The organism is Pseudomonas avellanae BPIC 631 (assembly GCF_000444135.1).
GTDB classification, from domain to species: domain Bacteria; phylum Pseudomonadota; class Gammaproteobacteria; order Pseudomonadales; family Pseudomonadaceae; genus Aquipseudomonas; species Aquipseudomonas avellanae.
Genome location: NZ_ATDK01000328.1, coordinates 1 through 17,915 on the forward strand (window position 1 = coordinate 1; position 17,915 = coordinate 17,915).

Below are 17,915 nucleotides of genomic sequence, written 5' to 3' on the forward strand. Positions count from 1 at the left end.
CCGAGTTCCCCCCGGATCAGCGCCAGGGCTCAGCCGTCACTTACGTCGCAATCTGCGTCGCCAGTGCCATCGCGATAAAAAAGCACGTCTAAAGCCGTTGGGTTGTGGCAGATACGGACAGTTCGTGACGCTGTATCGCAGCGTCACGAACTGCGTGCCAACGCGGCGCATCGGCGTGAGGGCTCATCATGAGTCTGTATGTCTACAGCACCACAACCCGCCCTTCGCGGGCGCTCAGGCGGGCTGCGTCCATCACCTGTGCTGACGCGATTGCATCGTGGGGGTTGACCGGGTTGCTACCCTGCTCGTCCAATGCACGTTGCAGTTGCTGGTAGAACTCAAGCCAGCAGCCCCGCTCCGAGGGCACGCGCTCGCGATGATCGCCCTGTTCGAACCAGCCCCAGCGCCGATGCTCTTCGACGCCCCAGCGCTCGCCTTCGGACCGTGGCGTCAGGCCGGAAAACGCTGCGTCTTCCTGACCGTCCAGGCCGTCGACGCTGTAACACCCTTTCGAGCCACTGACCCGAAAGCGCGGCTTGGGGGTGTTTTGCAGGCAACTGCCGGACAAATGCGAGACCACGCCATTGGCATGGGTCAGCGCGACAAAAAATGTGTGATCCAGCTCTTCTTCGTCGGCGGCGAAGCGCAATTCGCCGTACACCCGCTCGACCGGGCCGAACAGCACCAGCGCCTGATCCACCAGATGGCTGCCCAGGTCGCGCAACATGCCCCCACCGCTGGCCTTGCCGACGGAGCGTGGCGAGTAGCGCTCGATGCTGGACTCGAAACGGCTGATTTCACCCAGCGCGTCGCTGTCGATCAATTTACGCACGGTGAGGAAGTCGGAATCCCAGCGCCGGTTCTGATAAACACTGAGCAGCACCCCGCGCCGCTCGGCAGCCTCCACCAGCTCACGCGCCTGCGCGGCATCGTTGGCAAAGGGTTTATCACTGACCACCGCCACGCCCAGTTCGATAGCCTCCAGAATCAACGCTCGCCGTGATGCCAGCGGTGTGGAAATCACCACCACATCGACCCCGGCAGCCACCAGTTCGGCCAACGTGTCGAACGTCGCAACGCCGGGGTGATCATTGGCGACGTCCTGCTTTCGTTCAGGTGAACGGGTCACCACGCCTGTAAACGTGGCACCAGGCACACTTGAAATCAGCGTCGCGTGAAAGTAACGCCCCCCTTTGCCGTAACCCACCAGCCCTGCTCGCATGGATATCTCCTGTGGTCCATTAACCTCAGGCCGCAGCCATCGGTTGTGTCGTCGCTGCCGCTGTATCAGCGCAGCAGCTCGCTTTTGACCCGTTCGAGCATAAATCGGCTCGACTCGTCGGCGCGTTCTTCCCAGGCAAATACAGCCACCGTGGCGATACCGTCGAACTTGATGTCCCTGAGTGTCGAGAAAAACGCCTCCCGGTTCACCTCGCCCTGGCCGATGTCCAGGTGCTGATGCACCGTCGCCGTCACGCCGGGCGGGTTGACGATGTAGCGCAGCATGGAGGCGATATCCCCCAGGCCATCATCGTAGAAAAAAGTGTGAGGCGCGGCGTACAGGTAGTTGATCCAGTCGCGATCAAGCCCGCGAATGATATCCACCGACTCGTTGTTGCGTTCACAGAAGTCATAGGGATGTGCCTGAATATCGAGCTTTATACCTTCGCGCTCGAAAGAAGTCTTCACGCGGCGACAGCTCGATGTAGTCGTAGCCCGGCTCCGCGGTTTTATCGACCATCGCCCCGAGGGACAGATGGCGATACATGTAAGGGTCCAGTGCAATACGCATGATGCCTCCCTTTTATGCTTGTCGAGAGATGCCTTGGCTGCCGGAAAAGCCGTCAGGCATAGAACGCCGGACGCATGGCCAGGGTGATCGGCACCACAGCGCCATTGTTCTGCGCCAGTACACAGGCATCGGCGGCCACGGCAGCGGCGTAGCCGTCCCAGGCGGAAGGGCCGTAGATCGTGCCAGCCTTGACGCCGTCGATGAAGTCCTGCAACTCGACGTCATAGGCGGCAATGAAGCGGTCTTTCCAGTCCATCAGAATCGCATTGGACAATTTGGCTTCACTGCGCAGTTGCACCTGAGAAGGCTCGGGCAATCTGGCAATGCCGCTCTCGCCAACCACTTCACACTGGATGTCGTAGCCATACTGGCAGTTGACGAACACTTCGACGTCAATGCGAGTGCCTCGGGCGGTTTCCAGCATCACGATCTGCGGGTCTTTCATGTGCGCCAGGGCTTTGCTGGTCTTGCGCGGAAACACCACCTGCACTGACACGTAGTCATCGTTGAGCAGCCAGCGCAGCACATTGAGTTCGTGAATGAGGGTGTCGGTGATGGCCATGTCGGTCTTGTAGTTCTCGCCCACACGCGGGTTGCGGTGGGCGCAATGGAGCATCAAGGGCTCGCCGATCTGGCCGCTGTCGATCACTGACTTGAGCGCGCGATAGCCTTGGTCATACGGGCGCATGAAACCCACCTGCACCAGACGCCTGCCACTGGCGATCTCGGCTTCGACGATGTGCCGGCAGCCTTCGGCAGTGACGGCCAGCGGCTTTTCGCAGAACACCGGCTTGCCTGCGGCGATGGCCGCCAGCACGTACTCTTCATGGCTGGGGCCCCACGAGCAGACCAGTACCGCCTCGACATCCGGCGCGGCGATCAATGCGTGCCCGTCGGCATACACTTCGGCGCCTATGCCCAGATCACGCACCACGTTGGCTGCCTGCTCCAGATTGATGTCGGTGACGGCCACCACTTGACTGCCGACCAGTGTCTTGCTGCAACGCCGGATATGATCCTGACCGATTGCGCCTGTGCCGATCACGCCGAGTTTCAATGCCATGTTCAGGTTCCTTTTTTTTGTTGGATGTTGCCTGTTATTGGTGATTGCCATGAGCGGGTCACGGACGCTGAACGATAAAAGTGATCAGTACTGACGCGCCTTGGCCAGCTCGCGGTTGAGTTTGTCGTACACCTGAGCGGTGGTGCCGGTGGTCGACACTTCGGCGACACCGACCCGCCACCACGACAGGTAGTTATGGATCATGGTCTTGGGCAAAACCTTGATGTCGATCAGCGTCGAGACGGTCTGAAGCCGGGCATCGGCGAGTGCCTGGTGCAACTGCTCGGCGGTGCTGACCTTGTAGGTCTTGCAGCCATAGGCCGCCGCACTCATGGCGAAATCCACGGGTATAAAGTCGCCATCGAGTTTGCCGGTCTGCGGGTTGCGGAAGCGGAACTCGGTGCCGAAGCTGCCCATGCCATTGCCCATTTGCAGGTTGTTGATGCAGCCGAAGGTCATGTTGTCGAGCAACACCACGTTGATCTTTCGCCGCTCCTGAATCGAGGTCGCCAGCTCCGAATGAAGCATCATGTACGAGCCATCGCCGACCAGCGCGAAGACTTCCCGGTGCGGCGCCGCGAGCTTGACGCCCAGTGCGGCATTGACCTCGTAACCCATGCACGAGTAGCCATATTCAACGTGATAAGTATCAACGCCGGTACTGCGCCACGCTCGCTGCAGATCACCCGGCAGGCTACCAGCGGCGGCAACGATGACCGCATCGCTCGGCAGGCTCTGGTTGAGAATGCCCAGCACGCCGCTCTGGGTCAGGCACGAACCGGTCAGCTCGATAAAGTCACGCAGCACGGCCGGGGCCATGTGGTCGTTGATTTCCGGGACAAAACCTTCGTTCTGGTACTCGATCGCGTAAAGTCGGTCGACCTCGGCGTCCAGTTCGGCACGCGCCGCCTGTGGCGCATCGCCCCAGGCAGCACGGTAGTCACTGGCCTGCAACGCTTCGCTCAATGCCTGCAAGGCAAACTGCGCATCGGCCAGCAACTGCACGCCGTCGAGCTTCTGCGCATCGAAAGCGCCCACATTGATGTTGAGAAACTGCACATCCGGGTTCTGGAACAGCCATTTCGACGCCGTGGTGAAGTCGCTGTAACGGGTGCCGACGCCAATGATCAGGTCAGCTTCCTTGGCCAACCGATTGGCCGCCACCGTGCCGGTTTCGCCGATCCCGCCCATGTTCAGTGGGTGCGCCGACACGATGGCGCTCTTGCCTGCCTGGGTTTCCGCAAAGGGGATGTCAAAGCGCTCGGCAAAGGCTTGCAGTGCTTCAGCCGCACCCGAGTAACGCACACCGCCGCCGCAGATCAGCAAGGGTTTGCGCTTGCCGGCCAGCAGCTTTAACGCATCGTCAAGCATGGCCTTGCTGGGCGGGCGACGGTCGATACGGTGCACGCGCTTTTGCAAAAAGCTGTCCGGGTAATCATAGGCCTCAGCCTGCACGTCCTGAGGCAGCGCGAGGGTCACCGCGCCCGTCTCGGCCGGATCGGTCAGCACGCGCATGGCATTGAGCGCCGCGCTCATCAGTTGCTCGGGGCGGTTGATGCGGTCCCAGTATTTGCTGACCGCCTTGAAGGCGTCGTTGGTGCTGATGCTCAGGTCATGAAACTGCTCGATCTGCTGCAGCACCGGATCAGGCTGGCGGCTGGCGTAGACATCGCCCGGCAACAGCAGCAGCGGAATCCGGTTGGCGGACGCCGTCGCCGCGGCGGTGATCATGTTCGCCGCGCCCGGCCCCACCGAGGAGCTGCACGCGTAGATCTTGCGCCGCAAGTGCTGTTTGGCAAAACCGATGGCGGCGTGGCACATGCCCTGCTCGTTACGGCCTTGATGCACCACCAGATCACCGCTGTCCTGCTCCAGCGCCTGCCCGAGGCCCAGCACATTGCCGTGGCCGAAGATGGTGAAAATGCCTGCGACGAACTTGCTCTGCACGCCGTCGACTTCGACGTACTGATTATCGAGAAACTTCACCAGGGCCTGAGCCATGGTCAGTCGGGTTGTACTCATGTTCGCACCTTGTTCTTGTTTGAGGTGGCCAGGGTTTGAGGTGGCCTGACGGCTGAAATCAAATCAGTGACGCTGCGAAACGGCTCGTGACAAATGCGCCATGCTCGCCGAGATCGCCTGTGGAATGTCTTCCAGCGCATGGACACTTTCGGCGAACGGCTCGAACGACAGATGCCCCGTGTAACCGCTGTCCAGCAACCGTTCGATCTGTGCGGCGTTGCCCAGAATGTCAGCCTCTCCGACCAGCACGCGGTGGCCGTCACGAATGCTGTTGAGGGGTGCCTGTGCATCCTCGACACCGGAGATGTGCACCAGCCCGGTCAACTCGGGAAACAGCTCGACCTCGCCGGCCAGATGGTGATGAAAGGTGTCGTGAACCAGCCGGTAAACATCCAGCCCACCGACGGCCCTGATCGCATCCACGGCCTGACGCTTGAGGCGCAGGGAGCATTCCTCGAAGCCCAGCGGCTCGACGAACCCTAGAATCCCGTGTTCACGGAGAATCGGCGCCAGCGCGGTCAACGCCGTGCGCAACCCGGCGGCACGCTGCGCTCCGTTGCGCGGGTCGGCGCGGTCGTTGAGCGGGCACAGCACCAGCCCTTTGGCACCGCAGGCACGTGCGTATTGCGCCAGCTTCGTGGCCTGGGCACTGCGCTCGTCATTCCAGACATCGAACGGGTACAGCGCGTTGATTGAAAGCACCTGCACGCCTTTGGCAGCACACAGATCAGCGACGGCCTCAGGCGCGGTGCCGTTTTCGATCTCAATGCCCTTGAGGTCGTTGCGGATCTCGATGGCACCGGCACCCAGTTTTACCGCCAGATCGACAAATGCCTCAAGCGACAGGAGCGGCGCGACCATTCGATTAAGGGCGAAACGCAGGGGATGACTCATTGTTATTGTTCTCCGCAACATTCCATTGATGAAGACTATTTAGCGGTGGGCATGCTGAATTCCGGCCCCTTGGCGATACTGTCCGGCCAGCGCTGCATGACGCTCTTGTAGCGACTGTAAAAGCGCAGGCCTTCTTCGCCGTAGGCGTGGTGGTCGCCGAACAGTGAACGTTTCCAGCCACCAAACGAATGCCAGGCCATGGGCACCGGAATCGGCACGTTGATGCCGACCATGCCAACCTTGATGGTCCGCGCGAACGCACGGGCCACGCCGCCATCGCTGGTAAAGCACGACACGCCGTTACCGAACTCGTGGGCGTTGATCAGCTCGACGGCGCTGGCAAAATCCGCCACATGCACGATGCCCAGCACCGGACCGAAGATTTCTTCCTTGTAGATCTGCATCTGCGGAGTGACGTTGTCGAACAGCGTCGCCCCGACAAAAAAGCCCTGCTCGGCACCCGGCACGCTGAAATTGCGCCCGTCGACAATCAGCTTCGCGCCTTCTTTCACGCCCTGATCAATGAACCCTTCGACCTTGGCCTTGTGCACGGCAGTGACCAGCGGCCCCATGTCCGAATCAGCCTGCATACCATTGCCGACCTTGAGCTGGTCAATGCGTGGCAATAGCTTGTCGATCAGGCGCTGGCCCACGTCGCCCACCACCACGGCAATGGAGATGGCCATGCAACGCTCGCCAGCCGAACCGTAGGCCGCACCGATCAACGCGTCGGCGGCTTGATCCAGGTCAGCGTCGGGCATCACGATCATGTGATTCTTGGCGCCGCCCAGCGCCTGCACGCGCTTGCCGCGGGAAGTACCCTGCTGATAAATGTACTCGGCAATCGGCGTCGAACCGACAAACGAAACAGCTTCTATGTCGGGGTGTTGCAGCAAGGCATCGACCGCCACCTTGTCGCCCTGCACCACATTGAAAACGCCGTCGGGCAAACCGGCTTCTTTCAACAGCCGGGCCATCAGCAGGCTGGCCGACGGATCGCGCTCGGAAGGCTTGAGGATGAAGCAGTTGCCGGTCACCAGTGCCATGGGGATCATCCACAGCGGCACCATGACCGGGAAGTTGAACGGCGTGACCCCGGCGCAGACGCCCAGCGGCTGGCGCAGGTTCCAGTTGTCGATACCACCGCCAATGTTGTCGCTGAAATCACTTTTCAGCAGGTTGGGTGCACCGCAGGCAAACTCGACAATTTCGATGCCGCGCACCACTTCACCGCGGGCATCGGACAGCACCTTGCCGTGCTCGCGGCAAATGATCTGCGCCAGCTCGTCATGGTGCTGGTCCAGCAGCTCCTTGAACTTGAACATCACCCGCGCCCGGCGCAATGACGACTGATCGGCCCAGCCAGGAAATGCCGCTTTGGCAGACGCGACCGCCTCATCTACCGTCTTGACGCTGGCCAGCGCGACACGCGCCTGAACCGTGCCGATGGCCGGGTTGAAGACGTCGCTGTAACGCTCGCCATCGCCGTTGTTCGCCTGTCCATTGATGTAGTGGCCGATTACCGGTGACTCGCTCATCTGCATGACTCCAAAGCAAAGGGGGGTTAAAGATCCAGCAGCCAGCTGTGCTGCGGATCGTTATTGAACTGCCAGGCGCGCGTCGGGCCGGCCATCACGTTCAGGTAATACGATTCGTAACCGTAGGGCACCGACACCGGGTGGTAGCCCTTGGGCACTGTGACCAGGTCGTTGTTTTCCACGGCCATGGCCTGATCGATGCTGCGATCGTCGGTATAGACGCGCTGAAAGACAAAGCCCTGGGGCGGGTTGACCATGTGGTAATAGGTTTCTTCGAGAAAGCTCTCGTGCGGCAGGTTGTCCCTGTCGTGCTTGTGCGGTGGGTAGCTGGAGGAATGCCCCGAAGGAGTGCGCACCTCGACCACCAGCAGCGAATGGGCGGACTCGGTGTCCGGCAGAATGTCGCACACGTAGCGCGTGTTGGCCCCTTTGCCGCGCACGCTGCGTTTCATGCTTGCGGGCTGAATCAGCCGGGCCGGGAGCTGCTTGCCGGCATAGCCGGGGGCACGACACACCGCCAGATGCAGCGGCCCCTGCGCGACAACGTCTGCCTGACTGTGGGGTGGCAGGTAGACCGCGAACGGCGACTTTTCTTCGAACACCGATTGCCGGTCGCCGATATTCTCCCAGTTGAACGCTTCCTGCCCCGGTGCTTCGCCGGTCACACTGGCGCGGCCGGCGAGCAATACCACACACAACTCGTGTTCTTCTGCACTGAGAGACAGATGTTCTCCAGCCTCCAGGCGATAGGCGGCAAAGCCCACGTATTCAAGGGCGCCGGGGGCAAGTGCCACAACATCCCGGCCTTCGGGTTTGCTTTTGGTCAGCAGACTCATGATTCAATCCTCCTTATCAGGCAGCGGCGCTATCGCGCATCGGCCAGCAGTTGGCGCAGCGTGTCGTAGCCTTTTTTGGCGTACACGTAACTGGGCGCGACCGCCGGGTCCTGCTCGGCCTCGACCACCAGCCAGCCGCTGTAGTCGGCCTGCAACAACACTTTGAGCAGTGCCGAAAAGTCGATGTCGCCGTCGCCGGGCACCGTGAACGTGCCATTGATGATGCAGTCCGGAAAGCTCCAGAGGTTGTTGCGCGCCAGTTGCACCACAGGTTTGCGCACGTCCTTGAAATGCACGTGGCAAACGCGTTCTATGTGTTTGCTCAGCACTTGCAAAGGCTCGCCGCCGCCCATATAGCAATGCCCCGAATCGAACAGCAGCCCGACCTCGTTGCCAGTCAATGCCATCAGCTTGTCGATGTCCTGAGGCGATTCGACGTAAGCGCCCATGTGATGGTGATACGCCAGACGCACGCCACGGGACAGGGTGAAGCGCGCCAGTTCGGTGAGTTTGTCGGCGTACTCACGCCACGCCGCATCGCTGTGAAAGCGCGGTCGTTCGACCAGCGGGATGCGCTGGCCCTGAATGGAGTCGGCCACTTCGCCGTACACCAGCACCGAAGCGCCGTTCTCGGCGAGCAACTGCACATGCGGAGTAATGGCTCCGATTTCTTCGGCCACCGAGCGCTGCGCCAGACGGCTTGAATACCAGCCGGAAACCAGCGCGAGGTCGTAAGGTCGCAGCACATCGCCGACGCCCTTGGCATCCTTGGGAAACTTGCCGTTGAGCTCGAAACCTTCGTAACCGATGTCCTTGCCTTCGCTCAGGGCAGTGCTCAACGGCGTTTCGCCGCCCAGGGCCGGCAAGTCGTCGTTGCTCCAGGAGATCGGGTTGATACCGATGCGGATCTTGGGCGTGGAAGCTGAAACAGGCATGGTTGTACCTTTTTTTGTTATTGCGTTGTGTTGATACAGCGTCGCGTTGCTGTCGCTGCATCACGGCCATTCAGGCGCGGCTTTCGCGCCACGACTCGATCAACCCGCTGAACGTGCTCTGCACCTGGCTGACCAGCGTCGCATCGTCGATCTCGCCGGCCATCCAGGCCCGGCTTGGCTCACGGAAGATCGTCCGGCCGACCGCAAAACCCTTGCACACACGGCTGTTGCGCGCCTGTGCAAAACCGGCAGAGAGTTCTTCGACCGGCGCATTGAGCCCAAGCAGCACGACACCACGACAGTAAGGATCGCGCTGCTGAATCAGCTCGTCCAGTTGCTGCCAGACCTCTGTACTCTGCGCTTCGATTTTCCACCACGCCGGATAAATACCCAGGTTGTACAGGCGCTTCAAGGCACGGAGCATGACGTCCGGATGAGCCGATGGATGATCCTTGGGCGGAATAATCTCCAGTAGCAACTCGTGACCGCTGACTTTCGAGGCGTCATACAGCGCCTTGATTTGCGCCTCCTGCTCCAGACGCAGCATCGGTTCATCGTCGGGGTGATATTGCACCAGGCACTTGATGATCTGCTCTTGCGGCCAGTTGATCAGATTGCTGCCGATGGAGCGCCCATGCTCGAACGCCAAAGGCCTTGAACCCTGCACCTCCACTGGGCGCGCAAGCCACCAGCCGCGACCGGTCGCCGTGTTGAGCGAATCCTGACCGAAACGCTGATCGGCCAACAGGCCCACATCAGCCTCAATGCCCCGTTGGCGCAGGTCAGCCTCGACACGCTCGACGGCCTGCACGAACAACTGTTTGAGCTGGCTGATGCTGTTGAGATCACGCCCGGCCTGCTGGGCCAGTTCGACCAGTTGCCCACGATGATCGAAGGCGAAGATGAACAGTTGTTTCCATTGTTTGCGCGGTACGCTGACCTGATGCAGGCGCTGCAGTATCACGTCCTGATCCGGCCGGGTGATCGGCGCCGGGCTGTTGAACAGGTAGTCGAGTTCGGCAGGCGTCGGCATTGCCGGGGCGCAGGCATGGCGCGACACCACCAGCCCGCCACAGGCGTTTGCCAACTGGCAGCAGCGTTCGTCGCTGGCATCCGTGAGCCAGCCGCTGAGGAAACCGGACATGAACGCATCGCCAGCGCCCAGCACGTTGAGCACTTCGACCCGCACGCCGGGGTAGATCGCCCCGTCTTCCAGGCGCGCCGGGATGGCGCCATGAATCACCGTGCAGCCTTGCGGCCCGAGCTTGACCACCAGCGTTGCGGCGGTCAGTTCACGCACGGTCCGCAGTGCGCCGAGTAGATCGGTCGAGCCACCGGCAATCAGGAATTCTTCTTCAGTGCCGACGATGAGGTCGAAACGCGGCAGGATGCGCTGCACATGCTGGCTGACCTTCTGATCAGCGACAAACCGCGTTTCGCCATCCGCCTTGCCGGCCAGGCCCCAGAGCACCGGCCGATAGTCGATATCCAGCACCCGTTTGACGTTGTGCTTTTCGGCATAATCCAGTGCCTGATTGCTGGCCTTGAACACCTGGTCCGTCGAGAAATGCGTACCGGTAATCAGCAGCGCCTTGCTGGATGCGATGTGCTGTTCGTCGATGTCTTGGGCGCGCAGGGCCATGTCTGCGCAGTTTTCGCGGTAGAACACCAACGGGAATGTTTCGCGATCTTTCAGGCCCAGCAGCACCATGGCGGTCAGGCGTTCGGGGTCGCGCTTGACGGCGCTGACGTCACAGCCTTCGCGAGCCAGCGACTCGAGCAGAAAACGCCCCATGTGGTCGTCGCCCACCCGGCTGAGCATCGCCGACCTGAGGCCCAGCCGGGCGGTGCCGAAGGCGATATTGGCCGATGAGCCACCGAGGTATTTGGCGAAACTGGAAACGTCTTCAAGTCGTGCGCCGACCTGCTGCGCATAGAGATCGACGCCCAGGCGTCCGAGGCAAATCAGATCCAACTGACGCCCAGTGGCAAAGCGTGTCTGGCCCATGGTGGCTCCTGTTATTTTTATCAGCCTGCAGCGCGTGCATCAGGTGCACAAGCTGCCTTTGTGAATGCAGCCTAAAACGTCGCGAAGCATCAATCAATATTTATTCTATAATTATTTTTAGTGGAATATTTTTTCTATAGAATCACTCAAGTGCTGGCACTCTGCGCAGACAGGTAGGATATAGTTGGTGCTCCTGCCAAAAGCAGCTCCCTCATCAGGGGCGCGACTGCCACCCAGTGCTCCGCAAAGAACAAGCAGAAAGGATTTGAATATGACCAGCGCCGACCCGCCTACTCTGCCCGAGACCAGCGTCGACGTGCCGCCGACCAGCGCCGAAGGGCTGCTGAAGCTGATCACCAACGAGTACGACGGCCTGCCTCGCCAGCTCAAGCGTATTGCCAGTTACATGAGCCAGCAGAGCGACCGCATCATGGTCGACCGGATCAGTGATATCGCACGCGAGTGCGAGGTTCATCCGTCTGCCATCGTGCGCTTTTCCCAGCGGTTCGGGTTCAGCGGTTTCAGCGAGATGCAGACCCTGTTTCGCGAGGCTTACACGCACAAGACCACGCCGGTGCAGAATTACCAGCAGCGCATCCGCAGCATGATCGTCAACAAGTCGCAGAAAGCCAGCGCTGGCGATCTGGCACGCGAGTGCGTGAACGCCACCCTGTCCGGGCTGGAACGCCTGAGTGCCGATCTGGACGATGAGGAATTCGAGAAAGCTGTGGATCTGGTGGTCAATGCCGACAACATCTACGTGGTGGGCGTACGACGCTCGTTCGCTGTGGCGGATTACCTGGTGTACAACCTGCAACACACCAACAAGCGTATCCACCTGATTTCAGGTTTGGGCGGCAGTTACCGCGAGCAGATGCGCAGCGTACGCGCCAACGATCTGGTGATTGCCATCAGCTTCACGCCCTACGGCAAGGAAACCCAGCACTGCCTGCGCATTGCCCAGCATCATCAGGCCAAGACGCTGATCATCACCGACAGCAACCTGTCGCCACTGGCCAAACGTGCCAACTCGGTGTTGCTGGTCAATGAAGGCAGCTCATTCGCCTTCCGCTCGCTGAGCGCGACACTGTGCCTGTGTCAGGCGCTGTTCATCGCAGTGGCGTATCGCCTGGAACTGAAGGTTGACGAGATACATGAGCAGGTCGGGTTTGATGATTGAAGGCGCCGCCCCGGCCGCGCCCACAGGTAGCCATACTTTGTGGAATTGATCACTCAGGAATTCGCCTCCTCGGCCATCCGCTGCTGGTTCTTCTCGCCCATTTTTTTCCCACGTTTTTCCAGCACCAGGTACACCACCAAGGCAATCATCAGCGGCATCAGGAAGTAGATGGCGCGGTAGCCAATGAGCGCGGCGAGCAGGCTGCCTTTTGAAAACTGATGCGAGAGCAAGGTGATGAAGACTGTTTCAAGCACACCGAGCCCGGCCGGGATGTGGGTGATGACGCCGGCGATGCTGCTGCTGATCAGCAAAACCCCCAAAATCGCCGGATAAAACGCCTTTTCAGGCAGCAGGGTGTAAATCACCGCGGCCATCAGCGCCCAGTTCAATGCGCCCAGGCTGGCCTGCATCAGCGCCTGCTTCATTGAAGGCAGGTTGAACTCCTGATCACGAATCGTCCATGAACGCTTTTTGGAGAATCGACAGGCCAGCAGGTAGGCAAAACACACCGCCAATAACCCGAAGCCAATCAACTGCAGGGTCGTGGTGCCAATCGACCACTCTTCGGGCAGCTCCAGAAAACGCATCGAAAACACGAACCCGGCCAGCAGCATGTAGCCCAGCCAGTTGGTGATCAGGCTCAGGCTCAGAATCCGGGTGATGGTCGACACCTCCAGCCCCAGCCGCGAGTAGAGTCGATAACGCAAGGCGATGCCGCCAACCCACGAACTGAGATTGAGGTTGAATGCATAGCAGACGAACGTGACCGGCACGATCTGCTTGATCGACAACTTATGACGCGTGTAATAACGCGCCAGGATGTCAAACCCGCAATAGGTCGCATAGCTGGCGAATGCAACCACCGCAGCGATGGCCAGCGTGCTGGCCTTGTACGACGCCAACGCCTTCTTGACCTCCTGCCAGTCAAGGTTCTTGACCAGCATAAACAGCAGGACCGGCACGGCGATGAAGAAAAACGCAGTGAAAGCCCGCTTCGCCCATTTCCATTTGGCGCTGTGCGCACTGTGCGGCGCTGCGCTCGCGGCCTGGGTCATAAAGTTTTCTCCTGATCCAGCGGATGATTGTTCTGCTGCTGCTCGATCACTTTGGCTTCAGGCACCACATCCCCGGCACGCAAGGGCTTGAGCCGCACGCCGTGAACCGGAAACAGACCGGCAATCGCCGGAAAACGGCGCAGAAAAAAGAAACTCAACACGATCATCGGCGCACGCCACCATTGACCGCGCGCCGCGCCCTTCAGGCTCATCTGCGTGCTGTGCGCAGCGGCAAGCTCCATCAGGTGGTCTTGCAGGTGCTGATTCAGCGCCTTGTCACGAATGAACAGATTGGCTTCCAGGTTAAGCGCCAGGCTGAGCGGGTCGAGGTTGCTGGAGCCCACCGTGGACCAGTCCTGATCGATCAGTGCCACCTTGCCGTGCAGTGCGCGCTGCTTGTACTCATGGATGACCACGCCGTCGCGAAGCAAGTAGGTGTAGGTCAGCCGCGAACAGACCCGCACGAACGGCATGTCCGGCTGGCCCTGCAGAATCAGCGTGACCTTCACGCCGCGCCGTGATGCGTTACGCAGTTCGCGCAGAAAACGGTAGCTGGGGAAGAAATAGGCATTGGCCAAGGTAATGCGTTGCGTCGCACCACGAATCGCCTCGAGGTATTGCTCTTCGATATCGGTGGTGTGTTCGCCATTGTCACGTTCGGCCAGCAGCATCTGCGCGTCACCGGCACGGTCCAGCTTGAGCGGCGTGGGCGTCAGTTTGGCGCGCACTGCCTTGCTGAGCATATTCATCGCGCTCTGATGGATATGGCCAACTATCGGGCCGCGTACCAGAACGGCGTAGTCCTGTTTGGCGGTCAGGCCGGTGTCAGTCATGTGATCGACGCTGTAATTGATGCCGCCGATAAAGCCCAGTTCGCCGTCGATCACCACCACCTTGCGGTGCAGGCGACGGAACAGGTTGGTGCGCATGCCCATGAACCGCGGGCGCGGGTCGAACAGCTGAATCTGGATGCCGGCGTCGATCATGGTTCTGACAAACGTAGAACTCAAATCCGAAGTTCCATAATCATCCACCGTGATCACAACGTTCGCGCCATTGGCGGCCGCCTGTAGCAGCGCCTGCTGCAGGCCCTCGCCGATCCGGTCTTCAAAGATGATGAAGGTTTCGATCAGCACTTCTTTGCGGGCCGCGCGTATGCACTCGAATACTCGGGTAAAAAAATCTTCGCCATTGATCAGCAGCTCGACCGAGTTGCCATCGCACCACGGCGTTTTTGTATCGCTCACAGGGTCACCTCCACCGCCAGCGGCGCATGATCGGATAGATGGGACCACGGTCGACTGGACAATACTTTCGGCCTGTGGAAAGTCGCGTTGCGCACATAAATCCGGTCCAGCCGGAGCAGCGGCCAGCGGGCCGGAAAACTTTTCGCCGGCGCCCCGAAGCGCTCTACGAAAACCTCGTGCAGCCCGCTGCCCTGCAGCGACGCATCGGCGCGCTGGCGCCAGTCATTGAAGTCACCGGCAACGATCACCGGCTCGCCTTCGGGAATACGCGCCATCAGCTCGTTAAGCAGTTTGAGCTGCTGACGTCGATGGCTTTCACGCAGTCCCAGGTGCACACAGACCGCATGCACCCGGCCCGCGTGTGGCACCTCGAGAATGCAGTGCAACAAGCCGCGCTGCTCGGTGCCATGAATGGAAACGTCGAGATTTTCATGCTGGATGATGGGGTACTTGGAGAGCAGTGCATTACCGTGATCGCCGTCCGGGTACACCGCGTTGCGGCCGTAGGCAAAGTCGCTCCACATGCTGTCGGCGAGAAACTCGTACTGCGAAATCGTCGGCCAGTCCTTGACCCTGCGGGCATGGCTCTGGTGTTCACCGTGCACTTCCTGAAGAAATACGATATCGGCCGATACACTGCGTACAGCCTCACGCAACTCCGGAAGAATGAAGCGGCGATTGAAAATGCCAAAGCCCATGTGCATGTTCATGGTCAGTACATTCAATGAAACACTGGCCGATACCGGCGTTACCGGGCCGACAGGCGGGATGGCACTGGTCAAGACGCGCTCCTGGGTGAATATTCACGTCATATGAAGCCACCCATGAGCACAGGTTCCGTCCCGTGTTGCCCGTGCTGCGTATTTGCCATATCTGATGTGCCCTGTTCAGGGCCGCAGGTTCGACGGCTGAAAAAATCAGATTCAAATGAAACGCATAACCTCGACCCACTGCCTAAGCTGGTTACCGAGGCTGTAAAAAAAGCGACAAGGAATTCAAGCGTGGATACACCGACCTCTCAACGCTACACCGCAAAGGCCAGATGGCTGCACTGGACCATGGCCGCACTGATTGTGCTGGCATACACCCTGATTCTGAGCCGCACCCAGTTCGGCAAAGGCTCCGAGTACCGCACGCTGGTGGTACAGAGTCACTTCTGGGTGGGCATTGTGGTGCTGGCGCTGGCGTTTTTTCGCGTTGCCGAACGGCGCCGTCAGCGCCCGCCCGGCATAACGCCCCCGCTCGAGGGGGTGTTGCGCGCAGCCGCGACCCTGTCGCACTACGCGCTGTATGCGTTCCTGTTTGCTCAGCCGTTACTGGGCATGCTGACGGTGATGGTGGAAAAAGGCGCCCTGCCCATCCCGCTCACCGACCTGCAGATACCTTGGCCCTTGCCGACCTCGGACCGCACGGCCGAGTATTTCGAAGACCTGCACAAGCTGCTGGGCAAAATCTTCTACTACGTCATCGGCCTGCATGTCGTCGCTGCGCTTTGGCACCACATCGTGCGCAAGGACAACACCCTCAAGCGCATGCTGTAAGTCAGGAGGCCGACAGCACCCGGGCAAGGGTCGCCTTGACCTTGCCCATGCCGTCGCGCAACGCCTGCTCGATCTCGGCCATGGTAATCACAGCGGTCGACTTGCCCGCTGCCGGATTGACCACCAGGGCCAGACAGGCGTATTCAAGCTCCAGTTCACGCGCCAGCGCAGCCTCGGGCATGCCGGTCATGCCGACGATGTCGCAGCCGTCGCGCTCGAGGCGGATGATTTCTGCAACGGTCTCCAGACGCGGCCCCTGGGTGCAGGCGTAAACGCCACGATCGCTGAACTCACACCCCTCAGCCGCCAACGCCGCAACCAGTCGCGCCCGCAGTGCTTCGCTGTAGGGGTAACTGAAGTCGATGTGGGTGACCTCTTCCAGGTCGTCGGCAAAAAACGTGTGCTGGCGGCCGCTGGTGTAGTCGACCAGGTCATGCGGTACGCAAAAGTGCCCGGTGCCCATCGCCGGATGGATACCGCCCACCGCGTTGACCGCCAGAATCGCCTCCGCACCTGCCTGCTTCAAGGCCCATATGTTGGCCCGGTAGTTGACCTGATGCGGCGGCAGGCGATGCGGATGGCCATGACGCGCCAGAAACATCACCTCGCGACCGGCATAGTCGCCGATCTGGATTTCACCGGATGGCGCGCCATAAGGCGTGTTCATCGGCAAGGACTGCCGAATGTTCAGGCCTTCCAGTTGGGTCAGGCCAGTGCCGCCGATAATCGCGTAAACAGTCATCGCAAATCCTTAATCAATCAGTTGAGCCGTGCGCAGCGCCTGAAGCGCGGCCTGCCAGCGCGGGTGTTGCCGATAGTCGGTACTGGCAGACGCCTGACCCCGCATGCGGGCTATGCGCGGCGAAGGCTTGACCTTCAGGCGCTGAGCCGCACTGAGTGCCAGCTCTGCGGCCGCACGGTCGTTGCACACCAGCCCCATGTCGCAGCCCGCAGTCAGCGCCGCTTCGATGCGGCTGGCCGCATCACCGACCACGTGGGCGCCGGCCATCGACAGGTCGTCACTGAAAATAACACCGTCGAATTTCAGTTCGCCGCGCAGGATGTCCTGCAACCAGCGCCTTGAAAAACCGGCAGGCTGCGAATCGACTTTCGGGTAGATGACATGCGCCGGCATGACTGCCGCCAGTTGCTGACTCAGGCGCGCAAAGGGCACCAGGTCGTTGGCGCGAATCTGCTCCAGACTACGCTCGTCATTCGGAATGGCCACATGAGAGTCGGCTTCCGCCCAACCGTGGCCGGGAAAATGCTTGCCGGTCGCGGCCATGCCTGCTGCGTTCATGCCACGAATGAATGCACCCGCCAGCAACGCCGCACGCTCCGGGTCGCCCTCGAACGCGCGCGTGCCTACAACCGCGCTGCGTTGATAGTCCAGATCCAGAACCGGGGCAAAACTGAGGTCCAGCCCGACCGCCAGCACTTCGGTGGCCATCAGCCAACCGCAATGTTCGGCCAGCAGCACCGCCTCAGGCTTGTCAGCGATGGCGCGCATCGGCGGCAGCCGCACGAATCCCTGACGCAGGCGCTGAACCCGCCCGCCCTCCTGGTCCACTGCCAGCAGGAGGTCCGGGCGAAAGGCGCGAATCGCTGCGCTCAGCTCACGAACCTGGCGCGGATGCTCGATGTTGCGGGCAAAGATGATCAAGCCGCCCACTTCGGGCTGACGCAGAAACTGACGGTCTTCGCTGGTCAGCCAGGTACCGGCGACATCGACCATCAGGGAGCCTTGCAGGCCAGAACTCATAGAAAAACCCTTACACACCAGTGCCAATTTCCAATCCGGGCA

At 60.6% G+C, this 17,915-nt stretch carries 16 protein-coding genes; 2 read left to right on the top strand and 14 right to left on the bottom strand.

The genetic code is table 11. The features are described from left to right. Positions 1 to 202: 202 nt before the first annotated feature. The 9 genes from DW49_RS0119860 to DW49_RS0119900 form a co-directional block, all read right to left on the bottom strand. Positions 203 to 1,222, bottom strand: a complete 1,020-nt coding sequence (locus DW49_RS0119860; protein WP_005619213.1) for a Gfo/Idh/MocA family protein — start codon at positions 1,220 to 1,222, stop codon at positions 203 to 205. 65 nt (positions 1,223 to 1,287) lie between these two features. Continuing rightward, positions 1,288 to 1,785: a TIM barrel protein gene (locus DW49_RS0119865; RefSeq protein ID WP_229687515.1), complete on the bottom strand. Its 498-nt coding sequence runs from the start codon at positions 1,783 to 1,785 to the stop codon at positions 1,288 to 1,290. Positions 1,786 to 1,844: 59 nt separating this feature from the next. Continuing rightward, on the bottom strand, positions 1,845 to 2,855 hold the full coding sequence (iolG, locus tag DW49_RS0119870; protein ID WP_024421371.1) for a bifunctional inositol 2-dehydrogenase/D-chiro-inositol 1-dehydrogenase: 1,011 nt from the start codon (positions 2,853 to 2,855) through the stop codon (positions 1,845 to 1,847). Between the two features lie 84 nt (positions 2,856 to 2,939). Beyond that, the gene (gene iolD, locus DW49_RS0119875) at positions 2,940 to 4,877 is read right to left on the bottom strand and encodes a 3D-(3,5/4)-trihydroxycyclohexane-1,2-dione acylhydrolase (decyclizing) (protein WP_005619219.1); all 1,938 of its coding nucleotides are present in this window, start codon (positions 4,875 to 4,877) and stop codon (positions 2,940 to 2,942) included. 63 nt (positions 4,878 to 4,940) lie between these two features. Continuing rightward, positions 4,941 to 5,771, bottom strand: a complete 831-nt coding sequence (locus DW49_RS0119880; RefSeq protein WP_005619221.1) for a TIM barrel protein — start codon at positions 5,769 to 5,771, stop codon at positions 4,941 to 4,943. 35 nt (positions 5,772 to 5,806) lie between these two features. Then, entirely contained in the window at positions 5,807 to 7,309 is a 1,503-nt protein-coding gene (locus DW49_RS0119885; protein ID WP_003380866.1) for a CoA-acylating methylmalonate-semialdehyde dehydrogenase, read from the bottom strand. A 26-nt stretch (positions 7,310 to 7,335) separates the two neighbouring features. Next, complete coding sequence (gene iolB / locus DW49_RS0119890; RefSeq protein ID WP_005619227.1) at positions 7,336 to 8,145, bottom strand: 5-deoxy-glucuronate isomerase; 810 nt, start codon at positions 8,143 to 8,145, stop codon at positions 7,336 to 7,338. Positions 8,146 to 8,174: 29 nt separating this feature from the next. Then, positions 8,175 to 9,080 carry a myo-inosose-2 dehydratase gene (gene iolE, locus DW49_RS0119895; RefSeq protein ID WP_005619230.1) on the bottom strand — a complete coding sequence of 302 codons (906 nt, stop codon included), beginning with the start codon at positions 9,078 to 9,080 and terminating at the stop codon, positions 8,175 to 8,177. 70 nt (positions 9,081 to 9,150) lie between these two features. Continuing rightward, complete coding sequence (locus DW49_RS0119900) at positions 9,151 to 11,088, bottom strand: bifunctional 5-dehydro-2-deoxygluconokinase/5-dehydro-2-deoxyphosphogluconate aldolase (protein ID WP_005619232.1); 1,938 nt, start codon at positions 11,086 to 11,088, stop codon at positions 9,151 to 9,153. 271 nt (positions 11,089 to 11,359) lie between these two features. Here DW49_RS0119900 and DW49_RS0119905 point away from each other — a divergent pair, with 271 nt between their 5' ends. Beyond that, a complete protein-coding gene (locus tag DW49_RS0119905) occupies positions 11,360 to 12,268 on the top strand; it encodes a MurR/RpiR family transcriptional regulator (RefSeq protein WP_005619235.1) in 909 nt (302 codons plus the stop codon). Positions 12,269 to 12,321: 53 nt separating this feature from the next. Here the strand turns inward: DW49_RS0119905 and DW49_RS0119910 are convergent, their stop codons facing one another. From DW49_RS0119910 to DW49_RS0119920, 3 genes are read right to left on the bottom strand one after another with little or no spacing between them, the layout of a single operon-like run. Next, positions 12,322 to 13,323 (bottom strand): lysylphosphatidylglycerol synthase domain-containing protein, encoded by a 1,002-nt coding sequence (locus DW49_RS0119910; protein WP_005619238.1) that lies wholly within the window; start codon positions 13,321 to 13,323, stop codon positions 12,322 to 12,324. Further along, positions 13,320 to 14,570: a cardiolipin synthase ClsB gene (gene clsB / locus DW49_RS0119915; protein ID WP_024419995.1), complete on the bottom strand. Its 1,251-nt coding sequence runs from the start codon at positions 14,568 to 14,570 to the stop codon at positions 13,320 to 13,322. The genes DW49_RS0119910 and clsB overlap by 4 nt, the downstream gene beginning before the upstream one ends. Then, positions 14,567 to 15,352: an endonuclease/exonuclease/phosphatase family protein gene (locus DW49_RS0119920; protein WP_005619242.1), complete on the bottom strand. Its 786-nt coding sequence runs from the start codon at positions 15,350 to 15,352 to the stop codon at positions 14,567 to 14,569. Before DW49_RS0119920 ends, clsB begins: the two co-directional genes overlap by 4 nt. Positions 15,353 to 15,571: 219 nt before the next feature. Here DW49_RS0119920 and DW49_RS0119925 point away from each other — a divergent pair, with 219 nt between their 5' ends. After that, on the top strand, positions 15,572 to 16,111 hold the full coding sequence (locus DW49_RS0119925; protein WP_005619243.1) for a cytochrome b: 540 nt from the start codon (positions 15,572 to 15,574) through the stop codon (positions 16,109 to 16,111). A 1-nt stretch (position 16,112) separates the two neighbouring features. Here DW49_RS0119925 and DW49_RS0119930 read toward each other — a convergent pair whose 3' ends face one another. Together DW49_RS0119930 and nagZ are read right to left on the bottom strand one after the other, a co-directional pair. Continuing rightward, positions 16,113 to 16,853: an S-methyl-5'-thioinosine phosphorylase gene (locus tag DW49_RS0119930; RefSeq protein ID WP_005619244.1), complete on the bottom strand. Its 741-nt coding sequence runs from the start codon at positions 16,851 to 16,853 to the stop codon at positions 16,113 to 16,115. A gap of 9 nt (positions 16,854 to 16,862) precedes the next feature. After that, positions 16,863 to 17,873 (bottom strand): beta-N-acetylhexosaminidase, encoded by a 1,011-nt coding sequence (gene nagZ / locus DW49_RS0119935; protein WP_005619245.1) that lies wholly within the window; start codon positions 17,871 to 17,873, stop codon positions 16,863 to 16,865. Positions 17,874 to 17,915 lie beyond the last annotated feature (42 nt).

Excerpts from the sequence above, each read along its gene's own strand:
- DW49_RS0119905 (WP_005619235.1), top strand. The coding sequence starts at position 11,360 with ATGACCAGCGCCGACCCGCCTACTCTGCCCGAGACCAGCGTCGACGTG.
- DW49_RS0119930 (WP_005619244.1), bottom strand. The coding sequence starts at position 16,853 with ATGACTGTTTACGCGATTATCGGCGGCACTGGCCTGACCCAACTGGAA.
- DW49_RS0119885 (WP_003380866.1), bottom strand. The coding sequence starts at position 7,309 with ATGAGCGAGTCACCGGTAATCGGCCACTACATCAATGGACAGGCGAAC.
- DW49_RS0119880 (WP_005619221.1), bottom strand. The coding sequence starts at position 5,771 with ATGAGTCATCCCCTGCGTTTCGCCCTTAATCGAATGGTCGCGCCGCTC.
- iolD (WP_005619219.1), bottom strand. The coding sequence starts at position 4,877 with ATGAGTACAACCCGACTGACCATGGCTCAGGCCCTGGTGAAGTTTCTC.
- iolG (WP_024421371.1), bottom strand. The coding sequence starts at position 2,855 with ATGGCATTGAAACTCGGCGTGATCGGCACAGGCGCAATCGGTCAGGAT.
- DW49_RS0119910 (WP_005619238.1), bottom strand. The coding sequence starts at position 13,323 with ATGACCCAGGCCGCGAGCGCAGCGCCGCACAGTGCGCACAGCGCCAAA.
- DW49_RS0119860 (WP_005619213.1), bottom strand. The coding sequence starts at position 1,222 with ATGCGAGCAGGGCTGGTGGGTTACGGCAAAGGGGGGCGTTACTTTCAC.
- iolE (WP_005619230.1), bottom strand. The coding sequence starts at position 9,080 with ATGCCTGTTTCAGCTTCCACGCCCAAGATCCGCATCGGTATCAACCCG.
- iolB (WP_005619227.1), bottom strand. The coding sequence starts at position 8,145 with ATGAGTCTGCTGACCAAAAGCAAACCCGAAGGCCGGGATGTTGTGGCA.
- DW49_RS0119900 (WP_005619232.1), bottom strand. The coding sequence starts at position 11,088 with ATGGGCCAGACACGCTTTGCCACTGGGCGTCAGTTGGATCTGATTTGC.
- nagZ (WP_005619245.1), bottom strand. The coding sequence starts at position 17,873 with ATGAGTTCTGGCCTGCAAGGCTCCCTGATGGTCGATGTCGCCGGTACC.